Raw genomic sequence first — 22,726 nt, 5'->3', positions numbered from 1 at the left:
GCCCTTTGGAGGTACGAAGTGGCAAAAACAAACTTAGTAATTGTGGAGTCTCCGGCCAAGGCCAAGACCATTACCAAATACCTGGGGCCCGGCTATCAGGTCAAGGCGTCCATGGGCCATGTGCGCGACCTGCCCAAGAGCAAGCTGGGCGTTGACGTGGAGCACGACTTCCAGGTGGATTACCAGCCCATCAAGGGCAAGGAAGAGGTCATTGACGACCTGATGAAGGCCGCCAAGAAGAGCGACAAAGTCTTCCTCGCCACCGACCCGGACCGGGAGGGCGAGGCCATCTCCTGGCACCTGAAGGAGCTTCTGGGCATCCCGGACGACAAGACCTACCGGGTTACCTTTAATGAGATCACCAAAAAGGTGGTCAACGACTCCATTGCCAATCCCAGGGCCATCGACCAGGACCTGGTGGACGCCCAGCAGGCCCGGCGGGTGCTGGACCGGGTGGTGGGGTACCAGATTTCCCCCCTGCTGTGGAAAAAAATCCGCCGCGGCCTCTCCGCCGGACGGGTGCAGTCCGTGGCCACCCGCCTGGTGGCCGAGCGGGAGGACGAGATCCGGGCGTTCAAGCCCGAGGAGTACTGGTCCCTGGATGTGGACCTGGAGCGGGTCGCCCCCAACACGGGCAAGTTTAAGGCCGCCTTCCACGGCCGGGACAAGAAGATGGAGCTGCACAGCGAGGACGAGGTGAACGCCGTCGCCGCCGCCGTTAGAAACGCCCCCTTCTCCGTCCGGGGCGTGAAGCGGCAGGACAAGCTGCGCAATCCCGCCCCTCCCTTCACCACCTCCACCCTCCAGCAGGAGGCGTCCCGCAAGCTGAACATGACGCCGCGGCGCACCATGTCCATTGCCCAGCAGCTCTATGAGGGCGTGGACATCGCCGGAGAGGGGACCGTGGGCCTCATCACCTATATGAGAACCGACTCCCTCCGCCTCTCCGACGAGGCCACCGCCGCCGCCAAGGACTTCATCATGGGCCGGTACGGCAAGGATTACTACCCCGGAAAGCCCAGAGTTTACAAGGCCAAGGCCGGGGCCCAGGACGGACACGAGGCCATCCGCCCCTCCGACGTGACCCTCGCGCCCGACGACATCAAGAAGGACCTGACCGCCGAGCAGTACCGGCTCTACAAGCTCATCTGGAGCCGCTTTCTGGCCTGCCAGATGTCCTCCGCCGTCTTCGACAGCGTAACCATCGATGTGGAGTCCGCCGGCTACATCTTCCGCGCCAACCACTCCGCCGTCAAATTTTCCGGCTATATGGCGGTCTATGTGGAGGGAAGGGACGAGGATGACGAGGCCCCCCAGTCCCCCCTGCCCGACCTGAAGGAGGGGGAGCCCCTGGAACTGCGGGATCTCCGGCAGGAGCAGCATTTCACCCAGCCTCCCGCCCGCTATACCGAGGCCACCCTCATCAAGGCGCTGGAGGAGAAGGGCATCGGCCGGCCCTCCACCTACGCCCCCACCGTCTCCACTATCCTGGACCGGGAGTACGTGGTGAAGGAGGGCAAGTATCTGCGTACCACCCCCCTGGGCGAGGTGGTCACCGGCCTTATGAAGGACAAATTCCCCGATATTGTAGATACCGCCTTTACCGCCCACATGGAGGAGCAGCTGGACGATGTGGAGCACGGCAAGGTGGCGTGGAAGCAGCTTTTGGGCAGCTTCTACGGCGGATTTGAGCAGGAGCTTCAGCAGGCGGAGAAGGACCTGGACGGCGAGCGCATCAAGGTGCCCGACGAGGTGTCCGACGTGATCTGCCCCCTCTGCGGGCGGAACTTAGTCTTCAAGTCCGGCCGCTTCGGCCGCTTCCTGGCCTGCCCGGGCTGGCCCGACTGCCCCCATACCCAGCCCATTGTGGTGGAGATGCCGGGAAAATGCCCCAAGTGCGGGGGGAAAATCCTCAAGAAGACCTCCAAAAAGGGCTACGCCTACTATGGCTGTGAGCACAATGCCGACAAGGACGAGAGCAGGAAGTGCGACTTTATGACCTGGGACGTGCCTGTGAAGGACAACTGCCCCGAGTGCGGGCAGACCCTGTTCAAAAAGTCGGGCCGGGGCTTCAAAAAACCCTTCTGCGTCAACCCCGAGTGCCCCAACTTCCTCCCCGAGGACCAGCGGGGCTATCAGAAAAAGACGGCCGCCCAGGGCGCAGAGTCCAAGGAGACGGACGAGAAGAAGCCCGCAGCCAAACAGGCGGCGGAAAAAACGCCGGCCAAAAAGGCCCCGGCGAAGAAGACCCCGGCGGCAAAGAAGCCCGCGGCGGCGAAGAAGACCCCGGCGGCAAAGAAGACCCCGGCGGTAAAAAAGACGGCGGCGACAAAGAAGCCCGCGGCGAAAAAAGCTGCGCCAAAGGCAGACTGAAAGAACAGGAAACGGGCTGCCGCGCCGCCCGACGCGCAGAAAGGCTGATGTATGGAACCAGTAACAATTATCGGGGCGGGACTGGCGGGCAGCGAGGCCGCCTGGCAGCTCGCCCGGCGGGGCATCCCCGTGGCGCTCCACGAGATGAAGCCCCGGAAGATGACTCCCGCCCACCACAGCGAGTACTTCGGCGAGCTGGTCTGCTCCAACTCCCTGCGCTCCGACCAGCTTGAGAACGCCGTAGGACTTCTCAAGGAGGAGCTGCGGCGGATGGGATCTCTGATTCTCGCCTGTGCCGACGGGCACGCCGTGGAGGCCGGAGGCGCGCTGGCGGTGGACCGCCACGCCTTTGCCCGGGCCGTCACCGGGAAAATCAGAAGCCACCCCCTCATCACCGTGGCGGAGGGGGAGGTCACGCAGCTCCCGGAGTCGGGGGAGGTCATCGTGGCCTCCGGTCCCCTGACCTCCGACGCCCTTGCAGGGGCGATCAAGGAATTTTTCCCCGAGAGCCGGTATCTGAACTTCTTCGACGCGGCTGCCCCTCTCGTCACCTTCGAGAGCGTGGACATGGAAAACGCCTTTTTCGCCTCCCGCTACGACAGGGGCACCCCGGACTATATCAACTGCCCCATGACGCGGGAGGAGTACGACGCCTTTTGGACCGCGCTCTGCTCCGCACAGGAGGCAGAGGTCCACGGCTTTGAGGACAAGCACGTGTTCGAGGGCTGTATGCCCGTGGAGGTCATGGCCCGGCGGGGGCACGACACACTGTGCTACGGCCCGCTCAAGCCCCGGGGCCTTCGGGACCCCAGAACGGGGAAGGAGCCCTATACCGTCGTCCAGCTGCGCAAGGACAACGCAGAGGGCTCCATCTATAATCTGGTGGGGTTCCAGACCCACCTGAAATGGCCTGAGCAGAAGCGGGTCTTCTCTATGATCCCCGCCCTTAAAAACGCGGAATTTGTGCGCTACGGCGTTATGCACCGCAATACCTATCTGGACGCCCCACGCCTCCTGGACCGCTACTACCGGGTCCGGAAGGCTCCGCGCATCTCCTTTGCCGGGCAGATCACCGGTGTGGAGGGGTATGTGGAGTCCACCGCCAGCGGCTTTCTGTGCGCCGTGGAGCTGGCGCACAGGCTTCAGGGAAAGCCGCCCGTGGATTTCCCCCAGGAGACGGCCGTGGGGGCGCTGGCGCTCTACATCAGCAACGAGAGCGTGGCGGATTTCCAGCCTATGAACATAAACTTCGGCATCATTCCGCCCCTGGACCACCGGGTGAAGGGCAAGCGGAACAAAAATGCCGAGCTGTCCCAGCGGGCTTTGCAGGCGCTGGAAGGGCTGGGCGAGATATAAGGGCCGTCCCGCCTGCCCTGCCGGCGGCAGTGAGCCGCGACGCAGACTCCTGCACCATACAGGGCGGTTCTCACAGAATATACGCAGACTGCGACTGCTTTCAAACTTGCCTTTTCAGAGGGAGAAACAGAAATTTGGGAGGAGTACATATGAAAATCATCGTCGACGCCATGGGCGGGGACAACGCCCCCGCCTCCAACGTCCGGGGCGCGCTTCAGGCCGTGCGGGAGTTGGGTGCCGAGGTCATTCTCGTGGGCCGGGGGGAGGACATCCTCAAGGTTCTGGAGGAGGACGGCATCAGGGATCTGCCCCACGGCATTGAGATCGCCCACGCCTCCGAGGTGGTGGAGATCTGCGACAACCCCGCCAGCGCCTTTAAGGAGAAGAAGGATTCCTCCCTCACTGTGGGTCTGAACCTCCTGAAGGAGGGGAAGGGGGACGCATTCGTCTCCGCGGGCAGCACCGGCGCCCTCCTCTCCGCCGCCACGCTGCTGGTAAAGCGGGTGAAGGGCATCCGCCGGGCCGCCATGTGCCCCGTAATCCCCACCGCAAAGGGCGGCGCGCTCCTCATCGACTGCGGCGCCACCGCCGACTGCAACAGCGAGTATCTGCTCCAGTTCGCCTTTATGGGCTCCTACTACGCCGAGCGGGTCATGGGCCGTCCGGAGCCCCGTGTAGGACTTTTGAACATCGGCGCGGAGGAGTCCAAGGGCACCGACCTCCAGCGGGAGACGTGGAAGCTCCTCAAGCAGGCCGACCAGGAGGGGCGGCTCCACTTCGCGGGCAATGTGGAGGCCAAAGAGGCTGTTTTGGGCGCGGTGGACGTTATCGTCGCCGACGGCTACTCGGGCAACATCTTCCTCAAAACCATGGAGGGGGCGGGCAGCTTTCTCTCGGGCGAGATGAAGAAGATGTTTAAAAAGAACCTTCTCACCAAGATTGCCGCCCTCCTGGTGAAGGACGGCATCAAAGACTTCAAGCGCATGATGGACTCCCGCGAAGTGGGCGGCACCGCCCTGGTGGGCATCTCCAAGCCGGTCATCAAGGCCCACGGCTCCTCCGACGACTATGCTATCCGCAATGCCGTCCGCCAGGCCATGCAGTTCGCCTCCTCCGGCATCATCGAGGATATTGTGGAGAATGTGGAGTATATGCGCCTGCCCGTGGGCGGCAGGAAGGCGGAGGACGAGTAGTAATGACCCGCCGTGTGCAGGGGATTTTTTGTTCTTTTCCACATCCTGCATAAAAAATTGATAAACCCTATTGACAGGCTGGCGTATTATGCCTATTATTTTAGTGCGAGTAGACGCCGCATGGCGATCATCGATAGGAGTAGATAATCATGATTTTCGAGAAACTGACCGAACTGCTCTCCGAGCAGTTCTCCGTGGAGCCCGACAGCATCACCAAGGAGACCTCCTTTGTGGACGATTTGGGCGCCGATTCCCTGGACCTGGTGGAACTCTCCATGGCCCTGGAAGAGGAGTTCGGCGTGGAGGAGATGGCGGAGGAGGATATCGCCGGCATCACCACCGTGGGCGATCTGGTCCGTTACCTCCAGAACAAGGTCGAGGAGTAAGTCAAAACGTGAGCAAAGCCCCGCCGGGTGCGGGGCTTTGCTTTTTGCCGGGGCGGAGCGCTCGGGAGACGCGGAGCGTATAAATGCGCTCCCTGCGGATGGGGTGTCATCGTAGGGAGCGGATTTATCCGCTCCGTCTCCGGCGTCCGCCATGATTTAAGAGAGGTGGATACAATGGAAAAGCTGGAAGAGAAGCTGGGCTATACCTTCCGGGACCGCTCCCTGCTGGAGAACGCCCTGACCCACAGCTCCTACGCCAACGAGAACAAGTCCCTGGGTCTCCAGAGCAATGAGCGGCTGGAATTTTTGGGGGACTCGGTGCTGGGCATGGTCACGGCCGACTACCTCTTCCGCACCCACCCGGATCTGCCCGAGGGGGACCTGACCCGCACCCGGGCCGCGCTGGTCTGCGAGGGCAGCCTGGTGGAGGTGGCCCACCAGCTGGAGCTGGGGTCCTACCTGAAGCTGGGCAAGGGAGAGGACGCGGGGGGCGGCCGGGAGCGGCCCTCCATCGTGGCCGACGCGGTGGAGGCGGTGCTGGCCGCCGTGTATCTGGACGGGGGCATCGGCTCCGCCCGGAAGATCATTCAGAAGTTCATCCTGGACCGGGAAGAGGAAAAGGGCGGCAGCCGGGACTACAAAACCGCCCTCCAGGAGTTGGTCCAGCGGGAGAGCGGACAGGTGCTGACCTACCGGCTCATCGGCTCCAACGGCCCCGACCACGCGAAGGTCTTCCAGGTAGAGGTGGACCTGAACGGGGCCCCTGTGGGCGGAGGGGAAGGGCACAGCAAGAAAGAGGCGGAGCAGAACGCGGCAAAGGCGGCCATTGAGAAGCTGAGTCATTAGCCCGCTGCCTGCACAGCCTCTTTTCGAGCGGAGTGAGCCGCCGCATCCGTAAGGCGGCTATTGCCAGGCTGACGGATTAGGGTGTATCTGATAAGTAGGTGGTGTGGATTTCGAGCGGGAAAGGCGTCATGCAAGCCATTTTTTGCAGGAATTCTGGATGGATTGCAGGGGAAAACGGCGCAGCAGGGCGCTTTTCCCGCCGAAAGACGCAATGTACAGACTTTTCAAATACACCTTAAAAGGAAATAGGGAACGGCGGGGCGGCGCAGAGGCCGCCCCCTATGGGGAGGCGACGGCTTCTCCGCAGGGGGCGGGGTCTGTCCCGCCCCGTTTCGCGCGCCCGCTGCCGGGCAGCAATTCGGGGGACGCGGCAGCCGGAAAACCATTTGCAAACACGTGCCATAATTGATATAATACAGTATTCACAGCTTTCTGCCCAATCCAACATTGAGAGGTGCGCGCCTTGTATCTGAAAGCGCTCGAAATCCAGGGTTTCAAATCCTTCCCGGATAAGACGGTCCTCACCTTCGGCGAGGACATCACCGCAATTGTGGGCCCCAACGGGTCGGGAAAATCAAATATCTCCGACGCCATCCGCTGGGTGATGGGCGAGCAGTCCACCAAGGCGCTCCGGGGGGGCAAGATGGAGGACGTCATCTTCGGCGGCACCGCCAAGCGCAAGCAGCTGGGCTTCGCCGAGGTCTCGCTGGTACTGGACAACGCCGAGCATATCTTCCCCATGGAGGAGAGCGAGGTCATGGTGACCCGGCGGTACTACCGCTCCGGCGAGAGCGAGTACTACATCAACCGCCGCTCCGTCCGCCTCAAGGACGTGAATGAGCTCTTTATGGACACGGGCCTGGGCCGGGAGGGATACTCCATCATCGGCCAGGGTAAAATTGACGAGATCCTGTCCGTCAAATCCGCCGACCGCCGTGAGGTCTTTGAGGAGGCCGCAGGCATCTCCCGCTTCCGCCACCGGAAGGAGGAGGCCGAGCGCAAGCTGGAGCGCACGGAGGAGAATCTGGTGCGCATCAACGATAAGATTGACGAGCTGGAGCTCCAGGTGGAGCCGCTGCGGATCCAGTCGGAGAAGGCACGGAAATTTCTCATCCTCCGGGACGAGCTGCGGGGACTGGAGATCTCCGTATGGCTGGAGCAGCTGGAGAAAATCCGCGCCAGCTCCATCAAGGTACTGAGCGATTTTGAAAACGCCGTCCGCCAGAAGGCGGAGGCCCGGGCCCAGGTGGAGGCCCTCTATGCCGCCGCCGAGGGCTATGCCGCCAAGATGCGGGAAAAGGACATGGAGGCCGAGGGCATCCGTTTCGAGATGATGCAGCGGGACGCCGACGCCAACGGTCTTGAGAACGCCGTGGCCGTTCTCAAGACCAATATCCAGAATAACCTGGAAAACGGCGACCGCCTCCAGCGGGAGCTGGAGGCCCAGGAGGGCCGCGCCGGGAGCATTACCGGGCAGATTGAGGACCGTAGAAAACGGCTGGAGGGTATTGTCCGGGAGGCGGAGGCCCTCCGGGCCCAGCTCCGGGAGCGGCAGCGCTCCGCCGAGGACGCCAGCCGGAACGCCGGCGCCCTGGCCGCCGAGATGGAGGTTCTGCGGCAGAAGGAGGCGGTGGAGACCGCCTCCGCCGCCGAGGCCAGGGCCCTGCTCTCCGCCCTGGCCGCCGCGGCCCAGGAGCTGATGGACCGGGACGAGGCCGTGCGGCAGGAACTGGCCGCCGGTGAAGGCCGCCTCGCTGAGACTGAAAAGGAGGGGAAGACCGCCTCCGAGGAGCTGAATCAGGCCAGGGAGGACCGGGATTCCCTCAAAAACATCATAAACGGCTATACCCTTCGCCTGGAATCCCGCCGGAAGAAGGCCAGGGAGGCCGAGGAGAAGCACGTCAAGCTCCAGATGGAGGAAAGCGCGCTGGCAAGCCGCATCCACATGCTCACCGAGATGGAGAAGCTCTACGAGGGCTACTCCAAGGCGGTGAAGCTGGTGATGGGGGAGGCGGAGCGCGGCCAGCTGCGGGGAGTCCACGGCCCCGTGGCGGGCCTCATCCATGTGCCGGAACAGTACGCCGTCGCCATCGAGATCGCGCTCGGCTCCGCCATGCAGAACGTGGTGGTGGAGCGGGAGGAGGACGGCAAGAACGCCATTCAGTACCTCAAGCGCCGGGACGCCGGCCGGGCCACCTTCCTGCCCCTCACCTCCATCCGCCCCAGCGAGTTTCGGGACAGGGGCGTGGCAAACGAGGCAGGCTTTGTGGGCATGGGCGACCAGCTCATTGAATTTGACGGGAAGTACGGGAGGGTCTTTTCCAGCCTCCTGGGCCGGACGGTTATCGCGGAGGATATGGACAAGGCCATTGCCATCGCCCGCAAGTATGGAAGCCGGTTCAAGATCGTCACGCTGGACGGCCAGGTGCTCAACCCCGGCGGCTCTATGACGGGCGGCTCCGTGTCCCGCAGTGCGGGCATCCTCAGCCGTGCCAATGAGCTGGAGCGGCTGAACGTTCAGATTGTCGGCGTCCGGGAGAGCCTGCACCAGGCCCGCCGCGCGCTGGAGGAGACAACCCGGGAGGTCGCCGCCGCCCAGTACGAGATGGAGACCGCCCAGGCCCAGCAGCGCGCCCACGAGGACGCAATTCTCACCCTGGAGGAGCGCTGCAGCCACTACGGCGTGCTCCTGGCCGACCTGCGCCGCCAGCGGGACGATCAAAAGACCGAACTGGAGCAGCTCCAGAAGCGCGCCGCCCAGACCGAGCAGGACACCGGGAACGCCCGCAGGCGCATCGAGGCGCTGGAGGGGGCGGCCGCCGCCCTCCGGGCCGAGGCCGAGGGCAAGGCGCAGGGCCAGAGCCGATTCCAGGAGAAGGCGGGGGAGATCGGAGCCGAAATCGCCGAGTTCAATATGAGGCTGGCCAGCCTGGACGCCGAGCGCATGGCCTCTGAGAAGGCGCTGGACGAGCTGGAGGGACTGCGCCGGGATATGGCCGGTGATCGGGAAGAGCGCTACCAGCTCATCGAGGACCTGAAAAAGAGGAACGGGGAGCTGTCCGCTCAAATTTTGGAGAAGGAGACCGCCCTCCAGACCATCCGGGAGGAGAACCGGGAGCGCAATGAGGCCATCCGCCGCATCAACCAGGAAAAGCTGGATCTGGAGGCTGAGCGGAACCGGGCCGACAAGGACAGCCGGGACAAGAACGCCGAGCTCCTCTCCATGGAGCGGGAGGTCTCGGTACTGGAGCAGAAAAAGGTCACCGCCGCACTGGAGGAGAAGCAGATTCTGGACAAGCTGTGGGAGACCTATGAGCTCTCCCACGAGGCGGCCAGGGCCCAGCGGGTGGAGCTGGAGAGCGTCCCCAAGGCCCAGAGGCGGATTGGGGAGCTCAAACGCTCCATCACGGGCCTGGGCAACATCAATCTGGACGCCATCGACGAGTTCCAGCGGGTCAACGAGCGGTATACCTACCTCAGGGACCAGCGGGACGACGTGCAGAAGTCCAAGCGGGAGCTGGAGAACATCATTGCGGACATCACCACCGAAATGAAAACCATTTTTTCCGAGCAGTTCGCCGTCATCAACCAGGCCTTCGGCGAGACCTTCGCGGAGCTCTTCGGCGGCGGCAAGGCCACCCTGGAGCTGGAGGATCCGGAGGATATCCTCAACTGCGGTATAGAGATCAAGGTCCAGCCTCCGGGCAAGGCGCTGAAGATCATCACCCTGCTCTCCGGCGGCGAAAAGGCGTTTGTGGCCATAGCGCTCTACTTCGCCATCCTGAAGGTGCGGCCCACCCCGTTCTGTGTCATGGACGAGATCGAGGCCGCTCTGGACGACGTCAACGTGGCCCGCTACGCCCACTATCTGCGCTCAATGAGCGGCAGGACCCAGTTTATCGTCATCACCCACCGGCGCGGCACCATGGAGGAGGCCGATGTGCTGTACGGCGTTACGATGCAGGAGCAGGGCGTCACGCGGATACTGACGATCAACCTGAACGACGTGGAAAAGGAGCTGAACATCAAATGACGCCGCAGCACGGGGCCGACGACCCCGGCGCAAAAGCGCCGTCCAAGCGTTTTGGCCCTTCCCGCCGGGCCAAAACCTTGATGCCGGGCGGATTCATTTCGCCCGGGCAGATAAAATGAAAGGGGTCCCCGCGCGGCCTTGGCCGGGTGGGGCGGGGCCGACGTGCTGTACGGCGTCACGATGCAGGAGCAGGGCGTCACGCGGATACTGACGATCAACCTGAACGACGTGGAAAAGGAGCTGAACATCAAATGACGCCGCAGCACGGGGCCGACAGAGGCGCACTGTCCGGGATGAGAACGACCTTCTGAACCGCCGGGCGCACATCGGCGGGAACCCCGGCGGTGGGCGGAGAATGAATACGATATCTGACCACGGAAAGGAATCAGATCCATGGGCTTTTTTGATAAAATCAAGGCGGGGCTGACCCGCACCAAGGAGAACATCGGCCACTCCTTCGACAGTCTCTTCGCCGGAGAGCTGGACGACGACTTCTATGACGAGTTGGAGGAAACTCTGATTCTGGGCGACATGGGGGTGGAGACCTCCATGAAGGTGGTGGAGACGCTCCGCCGGCGGGTGAAGGAGGAGAAGGTCAAGGAGACCGAGGGCGCCCGGGAGTGCCTGCGCAGCGTCCTGCGTGAGATGCTGGACGTGGGGAGTCCGGAGCTGGACCTCTCCGCCGTGCCCTCTGTGATTCTGGTCATCGGCGTGAACGGGGTGGGCAAGACCACCACCATCGGCAAGCTGGGCGCGAGGCTGAAGGCCGACGGCAAGCGGGTCCTCTTCGCCGCCGCCGATACCTTCCGCGCCGCCGCCGCCGATCAGCTTGAGATCTGGTCCGAGCGTTCCGGAGCGGATCTGGTCCGCCAGCACGAGGGGGCGGACCCCGCCGCCGTGGTCTTCGACGCCATGCAGGCGTCCAAGGCCCGCAAAGCCGACGTGGTTCTGGTGGACACCGCCGGGCGGCTGCACAATAAGCAGAACCTGATGAACGAGCTGAACAAAATCGGCCGCGTGATCGACCGGGAGCTGCCCGACAGCCGCACCGAGACCCTTCTGGTGCTGGACGCCACCACCGGGCAGAACGGGCTGATCCAGGCCAAGCAGTTTATGGAGGCGGCGGGCATCACCGGCATCGTCCTCACCAAGCTGGACGGGTCCGCCAAGGGCGGCATTGTCTTTGCCATCGCCCAGGAGCTGGGCGTGCCCGTCAAATTCGTGGGCGTGGGCGAGGGGCTCGACGACCTGATGCCCTTCGAGCCGGACGCCTTCGTCCGGGCGCTGATTTAAGAGAAAAGGGCGGACGCCGGCTTCGCTGAGAAATATTCACATTTCTGTTACACTTTCTGCTTTAGGAGTATGGTATGATAACAAGAATAGACGGACGGGCCCTGGACGAGCTGCGTCCCATTGAGATTATCCCCAATATCAACAAATTCGCCGAGGGCTCCTGCCTTATCCGCTGCGGCAATACCCACGTGCTCTGTACCGCCTCCGTGGAGGAGCGCACCCCGCCCCACGTGGGCGAGGGGGAGGGCTGGGTGACCGCAGAGTACTCCATGCTGCCCCGGGCCAACCGGGAGCGGAGCAAGCGGGACATCGCAAAGCTGAAGCTCTCCCCCCGCAGCGCGGAGATTCAGCGCCTCATCGGGCGGGCCCTCCGGGCGGCGGTGGATATGAAGGCGCTGGGCGAGCGGACCATCACCGTGGACTGCGATGTTCTCCAGGGCGACGGCGGCACACGCACCGCCAGCGTCACAGGCGGCTTTGTAGCCATGAGCTACGCCCTGCACAAGCTGGTGGAGGACGGCGTACTGGCCTCCATGCCCCTCAAGACCTGCGTGGCGGCCATCTCGGCGGGCATTGTGGACAATGAGCTGATGCTGGACCTCTGCTATGAGGAGGACTCCGCCGCTATGGTGGACCTGAACTGCGTCATGACCGGCGAGGGGGAGCTGATAGAACTCCAGGGCACCGGCGAGGGCCGGGGCTTTACCATCGACGAGCAGCGGCGGCTGGTGGACCTGTGCGCCAAGGGCATCAAGGAGGTCCAGGAGATTCAAAGGGCCGCTCTGGGAGGTTAACGCCGTGAAAATGGTATTGGCGAGCAAGAATGCCCATAAGCTGGTAGAAATGCGGGATATCCTCTCCGCCCAGGGGGTGGAGGTGGTCCTGGAATCCGACGTGGGCGTGGATGTGGATGTGGAGGAGACCGGGACGACCTTTGAGGAAAACGCCCTTTTAAAGGCCAGGGCGGTGATGGAGGCCACGGGCCTCCCCTCCATTGCGGACGACTCCGGCCTCATGGTGGACGCCCTGAACGGCGCGCCGGGTGTCTACTCCGCCCGTTACGGCGGTCCGGCGCTGGACGATGCGGGCCGTTACCGGCTTCTTCTGGACAATATGCGCGGCCAGCTGGACCGGCGGTGCAGGTTTGTATCGGCCATCTGCTGTTGCTTCCCCAACGGGGACATTGTCACCGCCCGGGGAGAGTGCCCGGGTACCCTGGCCTACGCCCCCAAGGGGGAGGACGGCTTTGGATACGACCCCGTCTTCTTCGTCCCATCCCTCAAGAAGACCTTCGCGGAGCTGACCGGCGGGGAGAAGAACGCCGTCTCTCACCGGGGCGCGGCCCTGGCGGCCTTTTCCGGGAACCTGACAAAATATTTGGCGAGCCTGTAGAGCCATGACTTGTCATGGCCCGGCATGAAAATAACGGACAATTTAGGAGAATTTATGGACTTAACAAGTAAGCAGCGCGCCCAGCTCCGGGGCCTTGCCAACAGCATCGACACCATTGTGCACGTGGGCAAGGACGGGCTGGGCGAGAACCTCATCAAGCAGGCGGACGACGCCCTGGAGGCCCGGGAGATTATCAAGTGCAAGGTGCTGGAGAACTCCGAGTACTCCCCCCGGGAGGCGGCGGAGGCCCTTGCCAGGGTGTGCCGGGCCGAGGTGGTGCAGGTCATCGGAACAAAATTCGTTCTGTATCGTCAAAGCCATAATAAAGAGAAGAAGGACAAAATTGTACTGGTGAAAAAATAAAAAAGAAGAGAGAAAAAACACGGAGTTTCAATGGCGGAAAACTGCCGGAACATATGAGCTTTTTTCTTTTACCTTTTCTTTTTCATTCTAACAAGGGGGCCTTCTGTCATGAAAATCGGCATCTATGGCGGCACCTTCAATCCGCCCCACCTGGGGCATATGTCCTCGGCCCAGGCGGCGGTGGAATTGCTGGAACTGGACAGGCTCTTCTTCATCCCCGCTGCCCAGCCTCCCCATAAGGAGCTGCCCGCCCACGGGGCTGAGGGTCCCGACAGGCTGGCCATGGCGGCGCTCATGGCGGACGGCCTGGGGGAGCGCCTGCGCCGGCGCGACTGCGTGGCGGCCCTGGACCTGGAGCTGCGCCGGGCGGGTCGGAGCTACACCTGCGACACTCTGGCGGAACTCCATGACCAGTACCCCGGGGATGAGCTCTGGCTCCTGATGGGATCGGATATGTTTTTCACCCTCCAGCACTGGTACGAGCCGGAGAAAATCATGGCCCTGGCGGGGATTGCCGCCTTCGCGCGGAGTGAGGACGACAGCGCGGGAGCGCTGGCCGCCCACGCCGCGCACCTGAACAGTACCTTCGGGGCCAGGACCCGGGTGATTGAGCTTCCACAGATTACGGATATCTCCTCCACTCGCCTGCGCTCGCTGCTGGCGGAGGGGCGGGGGAGCGGGTATCTCTGGCCCACGGTCTACGGGTATATCCTGCGCAAGGGACTCTACGGCGCGGACCGGGACCTCACGACCCTCAGCGACGAGGAACTGCGCGCCGCGTCCTACAGCATGATCCGCGCCAAGCGCATTCCCCACATCCGCGGCACCGAGGAGACGGCCGTAAGGCTGGCGGAGCGGTGGGGGGCCGACGTGGAGCGGGCGCGGAGGGCGGCCATCCTCCACGACTGCACCAAGTATCTGGACATGGAGGAGCAGAAGGCCCTCTGCGCGCAGTACGGCGTGGAGCTGGATGAGCTGGAGCAAAAGGCCGTCAAGCTCCTTCACTCCAAGACCGGGGCCTGCATTGCAAGGCAGGTCTTCGGCGCGGGGGACGACATATATTGGGCCATTTTTTGGCACACTACCGGAAAGGCGGATATGTCCACCCTGGAAAAAGTGATCTACCTGGCGGACTACATGGAGCCCACCCGGGACTTCCCCGGCGTGGAGGTGCTGCGCGGCCTGGCCGAGACCGATTTGGACGCCGCGGTGCTGCTGGGCCTGGAGATGAGCATTGAGGACCTGGAGGACCGGGGGATGACGCCCCACCACAACACGCTGGAGGCCAGAGACTGGCTGCTGGCGCACAGGGCATAAGACGCCTGCGCTGTGCGCGGCGGGGCGTGCCCCGCCGCAGTCCCATAGAGACAGATTGCGCTGCGAGAGAAAGGAACTGACCGGATGAACCCAGATCAGAATAAAAAGAAGGGCGGCGCCCGGCTGGCGAAGGACGCCACGCCGCCCGCGGCGGAGACGGAGCCCCGCGCGGCGGGCGGCGCCAAGCCCCCGAAGACCAAAAAGCCGAAAAAGAAGCGCACGCCCAAGCAGCAGGCCCTCTTTGTGGGCTACATCATCGTCATGGTCCTTGCGGGCCTCATCGTGGCCGTGGGGATATTCCTGGCGGTCTTTATCCAGAAGCCGGAGCAGGTGCAGCAGACCGGGCGGCCCACCAAGGAGCCGGTCAGCCCCACCGCCAGCGTGGACCCCACGGGAGAACCGGTGGACGAGCCCTCGGGCGACCGGAAGGAGGACTTCTATACCTTCCTCCTGGTGGGACGCGACACCTACGGCGGCGGCAACACCGACACCATGATGCTCTGCTCCTACGACATCCCCAACCAGAAGGTCTCCGTTATGAGCATCCCCCGGGACACCATGGTCAACGTCTCCTGGGATATCAAGCGCATCAACTCTGTCTATAACATGTACGGCGGCGGCGAGGACGGCATGGACGCCCTCAAGGCCGAGATCGCGGAGCTGGTGGGCTTCCAGCCCGACTACACCTTTGTGGTGGAGTGGGAGGCCGTGGGAGAGATTGTGGACGCCGTGGGGGGCGTGAGCTTCGACGTGCCCCGCCGGATGTACTATAACGACCTCACCCAGCACTTCAAAATCGACCTGCAGAAGGGCTACCAGAAGCTCAACGGCAGCCAGGCCATGCAGCTTCTGCGCTACCGCCACGACAGCGACGACAACGGCAATATCCTCAACTCCGGTTACCCCGACGGCGACCTGGGCCGCATCAAGGTCCAGCAGTCCTTCCTGAAGGCCATGCTGGAGCAGTGCCTGTCCAGCCTCACCGCCGAGGGGCCCATCAAGGGCCTGGAGACCATCAAGAATCTGGCGCAGGTCTTTTTCGACAACGTGACGACCGAGCTCACCGTGGGCAATATGGCATACTTCGCCCAGCAGGCCGTCTTCGGCAGCGGCGGCGCCCTCAGCATGGAGAACGTCACCTTCGTCACTATGCCCAACGAGGGAAAGTATGTGCCCACCAAAAAGTACGGAAGGCAGTCCTACGTGGTGCCCGTCGTGGATGAGCTGGTGGAGGTGGTCAACACCCACTTCAATCCCTATAAGGAGGACCTGCGCAAGAGCGAGCTGGACATCATGTTCGTCAACAAGGACGGCACCCTGGGGTGTACCGGCGGCGTCCTTCAGGACACCGGCTATAATAAATGGATCTTGGGCGGCGGCGGCTCCTCCAAGCCCTCGTCCAGCCCGGAGCCCAGCCAGAGTACGGAGCCTTCCGCTTCTCCCGCGCCGTCCGATTCGCCCTCCGCGCCGCCCAGCGCCTCTCCGTCGGACCAGCCCAGCGCCTCTCCGAGCGCGCAGCCCAGTCCCTCCGCCTCCCCGTCCGACAACCCCGCCCCCAGCCCCAGCGAGAGTTTGCCGCCGGAGCCCACTCCCAGCGAGAGCCTGCCGCCGGAGGAGAGCCCTTCCCCCACACCCGGCGAATCCCAGCCCCCGGCGGAGAGCCCGTCCCCCGCGCCCGAACCGGACCCCGGCATACCGGAGGGAATACCCGTCTTTACGCCGGGCCTGTAACTCAAAAATTGACCCATGAAAGGGGTTTTCGCTTCTATGACGCCGAAAGAAACCGCTCTGACCATCGCCAAGACGCTGGACAGCAAAAAAGGCATTGATATCAAGGTCCTGGAGACCGCCGACCTGACCACTCTGGCCGACTATTTCGTCATCTGCACTGCCACCTCCACCACCCAGGTGAAGGCCCTCTCCGAGTACTGCGAGAAGGCCATGAAGGACCTGGACGAGCCGCCCCACCACATCGAGGGGCACCGCGGCGGCACCTGGGTGCTGCTGGACTTCTCATCCGTGGTGGTCCATATCTTCATGGATGAGGCCCGCAAGTTCTACGACCTGGAGCGCCTCTGGGGGGACGCCAAGCCGGTGGACCTCAGCGGTGTGCTGACGGAGAACTAAGCTTTGCGGATATCCGCGCCAGGTGGCGCGTCACAAGCGTTTTGCTGAGGCAAAATCCAGTTGATTTTAACACAAAGGCCGGGCGCTCATCACGAAGCGCCCGGCCTTTGCTGTACCCGACCGGCCTGGGACAAAGTTCAGCCTTGTTCCAGTAACAGATAACCCTTGATAATGCGGTAAGCTTCTGCTTTCAGTGTCTCATAATCAACCGTATTGTGGTTATGAAATAATTTTTCCTGCGCCAATGTCTCTATTAAAATATAAACAAGATAGTATTTTTCAGGCAGATTATCTGTTTTAATGCTATGCGCCGCCAATGCGTCCACAACTGCCGCCATAAAAATATCTTCAAAGCGGCTGAACTTATCCATAATTTTCTGATCCTCTAATTGCATATTTGCCAATTCCGTCAGGGCAGCATAGGAGTTCAGGTATATTTCGGTTAAAACATGGACGCATTCATCTAAAAATGAATCAATGCTGAACTGTTCGCTAAAATCGCTGAGGGCGGCAAGAAGCCTATTAAAATACTCCCCCTCAAGAAAATCCGTAAAAGCCGCAATAAAGATGTCCTTTTTATCCTTGAAATAGCTGTACAAAGCGCCGGTTGAAATACCGGCCCTTCGGCAAATCTGCGTCGTGGTGGTTCTATAATAGCCCTGTTCGCAGAACAATTCAAAGCCTGCCTTGATGATCCTGTCCTTCTTTTCAATTGAACGGGTCTGCTGAGGTGTTCTGATATCCGGCATGAAAAAGCCACCGCCTTTCAATAGCAGTATACTACGCGAAGAGGGTAGCCGCAATACAAACAAGAACTATAATTCGTGTTAGGAGGCGTATTGGATGTGATTGTTCTCAGACAGATGAAAACCGATGATCTGCCCCTATTCAAAAGCTGGCTGCACACACCTCACGTTGCAAAGTGGTATCATGATCCGCAGGATTGGATAGAGGAGGCTGAAAAGCAGGACAGTGATTTCCGCTGGCTTCATCATTTCATGGTGGAGCATGAGGGACGGCCCGTCGGTTTTTGCCAATACTACGCCTGCGAGGACAGCGACGAGCTTTGGGAAGGCTATACGGCGCTGGGCGGTTCCTATAGCATTGACTATATGATCGGGGAGACAGACTGCCTGCGCAGGGGCTTCGGAAAAGAAATTGTAATGGCCCTGACAGAAAAGATTATGAATCACGACGACGCCAAGCGAATCGTCGTACAGCCGGAACCGGAAAATAAAGCCTCTTGCGGCCTTTTGCTCTCATGCGGTTTTATCTTTGATACAGAAACTGGCGTTTATATAAAGCAGGTGTCCCACGACCTCGTGACCCAACCGTAGAGGGCGGCCTCTGTGCCGCCCCGCGCCTCCGTCATTCGGCAATCCATATCAATTTCCCTTTGTCTCTTTATTTTGAAACCAATCCCTCCTCGAAAGCGTGTATGATATAGAAGAGAGGAGGCGGGGCATTGGAACGGGAAGCGCTCAAAAGGATCGTGGAGACCCACGCCCCATCGGTATTCCGCCTGGCCTATGCCCGCACCGGGAACCGGGACGACGCCGAGGACGTGATGCAGGAGGTCTTCCTCCGCCTGGTGCGGTCGGCGCCGGAGTTCCGGGACGACGGGCACTGCCGGGCCTGGCTGCTGCGGGTGACGGCGAACTGCGCGGCCAGCCTGCACCGCTCCCCTTGGCGGCGGCGGACGCAGCCCCTGGACGAAAATCTGCCCGGCGAGGCGTGGGACGGCCCGGAAGAATACGGGGTCCTGGAGGCGGTGCTGGCCCTCCCGCCCCAGTACCGGGTGCCGGTGCACCTCTACTACTATGAGGAACTGAGCGTGAAGGAGACGGCGCGGGTCATGGGTAAGAGTGAGCAGACGGTAAAGTCCCGCCTGTACCGCGCCCGCGCCATGCTGAAGGAGCGGCTGAAAGGGGCGTATGAGGATGATTAAGCAGAACTACCGGAGAGAGATGGCACATGCTGGCCCCACCCGGGCACAGTTGGACCGGCTCTGGCGAACCATGGACGACCCGGCCCGGCCCCGGCCCCCCCGGGGGCGAACCGTCCTGGCCGCCGTTCTGGCCGCCGCGCTGCTGACGACGGTTGCACTGGCATACTCCTTGGGCGTGTTCGACTTCCTCCGGGGCAGGGAGGAGTACCGGCTCCTGGGCCAGGCGGAGGTCTACGAGCAGTACGCGCGGGAGGTGAATCTCACTGCCACGGCGGAGAACGGCGACGTGCTCACCATCGACCGGGTGGCCATGGACGGCAAGTTCTGCACCGTCTTCTACTCCGTCAACTCCGCCGCGCCGATGGAGGCATGGTCCGAGCGGGACGGCTCCATCTCGGCGAAGGCCCCCGACCTGTGGCAGGCCAGGCGGCTCTCGCCCGTGTTCTCCCTGTACGCCGGGAAGGAGCGCCTCGCCGCCGGGCGCTACGACAGCGGCCAGCAGTACCTGACCGACGCCCAAACTCTGTACGGCGAGGCCCGGCTCCTGCTGGACCGCCCGCCCGTGGAGGGAGAGGCGCTGGAGCTGCGGGCGGCCCCCTCCTGGACGGAGGGCGAGGAAAGCGGCGGACCCGCCGCCGAGGGGACGGAGATGCCCGTCAAGTGGAGTGTCCCCCTCACCGCCCATCTGGTAAAGAGCGAGCGGCTGGCCCAGGGACAAAAATTCTTCCTGTGGGGCCAGAGCCGGAACTTTGAGCGGCTGGAGGTTCTCTCCCTGGACCGCTCCCCCCTGGGGACGCTGCTGACCATCCGCGAGACCCTGCCCGAGGGCTACTGGGAGGACGACAGCCTTCAGACCACCCCCCAGTTCGCCCTGCGGGACGGCGACACGGGGGCCTACATCCCCTATGGGAAGCTGAACAACGGCCGCGAGGGGGCGGGGCCTTACCGCACCGATGTCTACGAGCTGTACGGAGACGTGAGCGGCCTGAAGAACCTGGAGATTGTACCCGTCCGCCGCAATTTTGCGGGGGGCGCGCCGAGAGTCGTCGTGGACGCGGATGATCTGCCCGTTGGCCAGGGGAACCCGGACGGCGGCTATGTCCTGACGGACTGCGCCGTGGGGGACGGGCGAATCGTCCTCACCTGGCGGCCCGAGGGCGCGGTCATCAACGTGTCCCAGTGCGTCCCCCCCGTAGAACTGCTGGACGGGGAGGGGAACCGCCTCTTCACTGGCGCCGGCGCGCCGGAAGCCTACCGGGACAGCTTCATCAACCGCGCCGACGGCAGCGTGACCGTAATCGAGACCGGCGTTGACCTCCCGGAGGGATACCTGGAGCGGCTCGCCCAACTGGCCTTCTGGCCCGAGCGCTACGAGCTCCTGCCCGAAAAGGCTGTCACCATTGCGCTGAAATAAGAGAGATAGAGGCAGCCGCGCCATCCGCCTGGACGGCGCGGCTGTCCGGTTTCCATGCCCTCAGCCGCCCGCCCCGCCGTCTTAAATCCCCCGTGGTGCCCGGCGCCCTCGCCGGGCAGTCCCACGTCCCCGCCCTTTTCCTCCCAAAGGCTTGCAATCTCTACGGACTTCCATTATAATAGCAGGGATTAAACGCCGTGTAGGGCGGGGGCTTGCCCCCGCCGTACATCGTCATATAAGGAAGTGCGAGAGATGAAGTACGATTTTGCCGCCATTGAGCCCAAGTGGCAGAAGAAGTGGCTGGAGGAGAAGACCTACCACTGTGAAAACCACAGCGACAAGCCCAAGTTCTACGGGCTGGTAGAGTTCCCCTATCCCTCCGGCCAGGGCCTGCATGTGGGCCATGCCAGGCCCTATACCGCCATGGACGTGGTGGCCCGCAAGAAGCGGATGGACGGCTATAACGTCCTTTTTCCCATGGGTTACGACGCGTTCGGCCTGCCCACCGAGAACTACGCCATTAAAAACCACATCCACCCCGCCAAGGTGACCCACGACAACATTGAGAACTTTACAAAACAGCTGCAGATGCTGGGTTACTCCTTCGACTGGGACCGGGTTATCAACACCACCGATCCCGAGTACTACAAATGGACCCAGTGGATTTTCCTCCAGCTCTTCAAGAAGGGGCTGGCCTATAAGACCACCATGCCCGTGAACTGGTGTACCTCCTGCAAGTGCGTCCTCGCCAACGAGGAGGTCGTGGACGGCGTGTGCGAGCGCTGCGGCGCCCCCGTGGTCCGCAAGGAGAAGAGCCAGTGGATGCTGAAAATCACCGAGTACGCCCAGCGCCTCATCGACGACCTGGACGACCTGGATTTCATCGAGCGGGTCAAAACCCAGCAGAAGAACTGGATTGGCCGCTCCACCGGGGCGGAGGTGGACTTTGGCACCACCGAGGGGGACAAGCTCCGCGTGTTCACCACCCGGCCCGACACCCTCTTCGGCGCGACCTATATGGTCATCGCCCCCGAGCACCCCTTTGTTGCGAAGTGGGCGGAAAAGCTGTCCAATCTGGACGAGGTCAACGCCTACGTGCAGGAGGCCGCCCGCAAGAGCGATTTTGAACGCAGCGAGCTCACCGCCGACAAGGAGAAGACCGGCGTGGAGCTGAAGGGCGTGCGGGGCGTCAACCCCGTCACCGGCAGGGAGATCCCCATCTTCATCTCGGACTACGTCCTGGTGACCTACGGCACCGGCGCCATCATGGCGGTCCCCGCCCACGACACCCGCGACTGGGCCTTCGCCAAGAAGTTCGGCCTGCCCATCATCGAGGTGGTCAAGGGCGGCGACGTGGAGCGGGAGGCCTTCACCCTCAAGGACGATACCGGGGTTATGGTAAACTCCGGCTTCCTGGACGGCCTGACCGTGAAGGAGGCCATCCCCGTCATCACCAAGTGGCTCACCGAGCAGGGCATCGGCGAGGAAAAGGTGAACTACAAGCTGCGGGATTGGGTCTTCTCCCGTCAGCGCTACTGGGGCGAGCCCATCCCCATGATCTACTGTGAGAAGTGCGGCTGGGTGCCCATGGACGAGCACGACCTGCCTCTCCTCCTGCCCGACGTGGAGAGCTACGAGCCCACCGACACCGGCGAGAGCCCTCTCTCCAAGATGACCGACTGGGTCAGCACCACCTGCCCCCGCTGCGGCGCAAGCGCCAAGCGGGAGACCGACACAATGCCCCAGTGGGCCGGCTCCTCCTGGTATTTCCTGCGCTATATGGACCCCCACAACCGAGAGTCCCTCGCCTCCAGGGAGGCCATGGACTACTGGGCGCCGGTGGACTGGTACAACGGCGGTATGGAGCACACCACCCTGCATCTGCTCTACTCCCGCTTCTGGTACAAATTCCTCTACGACCTGGGCGTGGTCCCCACCAAGGAGCCCTACCGCAAGCGCACCAGCCACGGCATGATTCTGGGCGAGGGCGGCGAGAAGATGTCCAAGTCACGGGGCAACGTGGTGAACCCCAACGACGTCATCGCCGAGTACGGCGCGGACACCATGCGGCTCTATATCATGTTCATCGGCGATTTTGAGAAGGCCGCCGCATGGAGCGCCAATGCCGTCAAGGGCTGCAAGCGCTTCCTGGACCGGGTCTGGAACCTCTCCGACATGGCGGAAGACTCCATGGAGTACTCCGCCGCCAACGAGAGCGCCCTCCACAAGGCCATCAAGAAGGTCTCCAACGATATTGAGGCCATGAAGTTCAACACCGCCATCGCCGCCCTGATGGCACTGGTCAACGATTTTTACCAGAACGGCCTCACCAGGGGCGACCTGGGGGCGCTTTTGATGATGCTCTCCCCCTTCGCGCCCCATATGGTGGAGGAGCTTTGGGAGAACCTGGGCTATGCCGGCAAGTTTGGCGGCATGGCCTGTCAGCAGCCCTGGCCCGCCTATGACGAGAGCAAAACCGTGGCCGCCGAGGTGAATATGGCGGTCCAGGTGGGAGGCAAGCTCCGCTCCACCGTCACCGTCCCCATGGACAGCGAGCAGGATGCGGTGGTCGCCGCCGCCCTGGCCGACGCCAAGGTGGCGAAGTTTACCGACGGAATGGACATCGTAAAGGTCATCCTCGTCAAAAACAAGCTGGTCAACCTGATTGTAAAACCCAGGGTATAA

The 22,726-nt window shown here is 62.6% G+C and carries 18 protein-coding genes; 17 read left to right on the top strand and 1 reads right to left on the bottom strand.

Annotation, left to right across the window (positions count from 1 at the left end; genetic code table 11):
* The first annotated feature begins 18 nt into the window (after nt 1-18).
* From topA to rsfS, 13 genes are all read left to right on the top strand, one after another.
* Complete coding sequence (gene topA / locus H8S62_RS05670; RefSeq protein WP_186918747.1) at nt 19-2,373, top strand: type I DNA topoisomerase; 2,355 nt, start codon at nt 19-21, stop codon at nt 2,371-2,373.
* 51 nt (nt 2,374-2,424) lie between these two features.
* On the top strand, nt 2,425-3,729 hold the full coding sequence (gene trmFO, locus H8S62_RS05665) for a methylenetetrahydrofolate--tRNA-(uracil(54)-C(5))-methyltransferase (FADH(2)-oxidizing) TrmFO (protein ID WP_155148179.1): 1,305 nt from the start codon (nt 2,425-2,427) through the stop codon (nt 3,727-3,729).
* 149 nt (nt 3,730-3,878) lie between these two features.
* Nucleotides 3,879-4,922 (top strand): phosphate acyltransferase PlsX, encoded by a 1,044-nt coding sequence (gene plsX / locus H8S62_RS05660; protein ID WP_155148177.1) that lies wholly within the window; start codon nt 3,879-3,881, stop codon nt 4,920-4,922.
* 149 nt (nt 4,923-5,071) lie between these two features.
* Complete coding sequence (gene acpP, locus H8S62_RS05655; RefSeq protein WP_155148175.1) at nt 5,072-5,308, top strand: acyl carrier protein; 237 nt, start codon at nt 5,072-5,074, stop codon at nt 5,306-5,308.
* 174 nt (nt 5,309-5,482) lie between these two features.
* Complete coding sequence (gene rnc / locus H8S62_RS05650) at nt 5,483-6,154, top strand: ribonuclease III (RefSeq protein ID WP_155148173.1); 672 nt, start codon at nt 5,483-5,485, stop codon at nt 6,152-6,154.
* A gap of 463 nt (nt 6,155-6,617) precedes the next feature.
* On the top strand, nt 6,618-10,187 hold the full coding sequence (gene smc / locus H8S62_RS05645) for a chromosome segregation protein SMC (protein ID WP_207723465.1): 3,570 nt from the start codon (nt 6,618-6,620) through the stop codon (nt 10,185-10,187).
* 393 nt (nt 10,188-10,580) lie between these two features.
* Entirely contained in the window at nt 10,581-11,480 is a 900-nt protein-coding gene (gene ftsY / locus H8S62_RS05640; RefSeq protein ID WP_155148169.1) for a signal recognition particle-docking protein FtsY, read from the top strand.
* A 77-nt stretch (nt 11,481-11,557) separates the two neighbouring features.
* Nucleotides 11,558-12,274, top strand: a complete 717-nt coding sequence (gene rph / locus H8S62_RS05635) for a ribonuclease PH (RefSeq protein ID WP_341481024.1) — start codon at nt 11,558-11,560, stop codon at nt 12,272-12,274.
* Between the two features lie 4 nt (nt 12,275-12,278).
* Nucleotides 12,279-12,872 (top strand): RdgB/HAM1 family non-canonical purine NTP pyrophosphatase, encoded by a 594-nt coding sequence (rdgB, locus tag H8S62_RS05630; protein ID WP_173023806.1) that lies wholly within the window; start codon nt 12,279-12,281, stop codon nt 12,870-12,872.
* Between the two features lie 54 nt (nt 12,873-12,926).
* Complete coding sequence (gene yhbY, locus H8S62_RS05625) at nt 12,927-13,235, top strand: ribosome assembly RNA-binding protein YhbY (protein ID WP_155148165.1); 309 nt, start codon at nt 12,927-12,929, stop codon at nt 13,233-13,235.
* Nucleotides 13,236-13,343: 108 nt separating this feature from the next.
* Nucleotides 13,344-14,552 carry a nicotinate (nicotinamide) nucleotide adenylyltransferase gene (gene nadD / locus H8S62_RS05620; RefSeq protein ID WP_155148163.1) on the top strand — a complete coding sequence of 403 codons (1,209 nt, stop codon included), beginning with the start codon at nt 13,344-13,346 and terminating at the stop codon, nt 14,550-14,552.
* Nucleotides 14,553-14,636: 84 nt separating this feature from the next.
* On the top strand, nt 14,637-16,283 hold the full coding sequence (locus H8S62_RS05615) for an LCP family glycopolymer transferase (protein ID WP_186918745.1): 1,647 nt from the start codon (nt 14,637-14,639) through the stop codon (nt 16,281-16,283).
* A 36-nt stretch (nt 16,284-16,319) separates the two neighbouring features.
* Nucleotides 16,320-16,679: a ribosome silencing factor gene (rsfS, locus tag H8S62_RS05610; protein ID WP_155148159.1), complete on the top strand. Its 360-nt coding sequence runs from the start codon at nt 16,320-16,322 to the stop codon at nt 16,677-16,679.
* Between the two features lie 137 nt (nt 16,680-16,816).
* Here rsfS and H8S62_RS05605 read toward each other — a convergent pair whose 3' ends face one another.
* Nucleotides 16,817-17,428, bottom strand: coding sequence for a TetR/AcrR family transcriptional regulator (locus H8S62_RS05605; RefSeq protein WP_186918744.1), 612 nt, complete (start codon nt 17,426-17,428; stop codon nt 16,817-16,819).
* Nucleotides 17,429-17,524: 96 nt separating this feature from the next.
* Between H8S62_RS05605 and H8S62_RS05600 the strand changes: the two genes are divergently transcribed.
* From H8S62_RS05600 to leuS, 4 genes are all read left to right on the top strand, one after another.
* Nucleotides 17,525-18,016, top strand: a complete 492-nt coding sequence (locus tag H8S62_RS05600; RefSeq protein ID WP_155148154.1) for a GNAT family N-acetyltransferase — start codon at nt 17,525-17,527, stop codon at nt 18,014-18,016.
* Between the two features lie 128 nt (nt 18,017-18,144).
* Nucleotides 18,145-18,627: an RNA polymerase sigma factor gene (locus H8S62_RS05595; RefSeq protein WP_155148152.1), complete on the top strand. Its 483-nt coding sequence runs from the start codon at nt 18,145-18,147 to the stop codon at nt 18,625-18,627.
* The gene (locus tag H8S62_RS05590) at nt 18,620-20,041 is read left to right on the top strand and encodes a DUF4179 domain-containing protein (RefSeq protein WP_186918743.1); all 1,422 of its coding nucleotides are present in this window, start codon (nt 18,620-18,622) and stop codon (nt 20,039-20,041) included. The genes H8S62_RS05595 and H8S62_RS05590 overlap by 8 nt, the downstream gene beginning before the upstream one ends.
* Nucleotides 20,042-20,293: 252 nt before the next feature.
* The gene (leuS, locus tag H8S62_RS05585) at nt 20,294-22,726 is read left to right on the top strand and encodes a leucine--tRNA ligase (RefSeq protein ID WP_186918742.1); all 2,433 of its coding nucleotides are present in this window, start codon (nt 20,294-20,296) and stop codon (nt 22,724-22,726) included.

The sequence above is a fragment of the Lawsonibacter faecis genome (assembly GCF_014287675.1).
Classification (GTDB): Bacteria; Bacillota; Clostridia; order Oscillospirales; family Oscillospiraceae; genus Pseudoflavonifractor; species Pseudoflavonifractor faecis.
The sequence above is the reverse complement of the archived record's forward strand: the minus strand, read 5'-3'. Positions and strand labels throughout refer to the sequence as shown.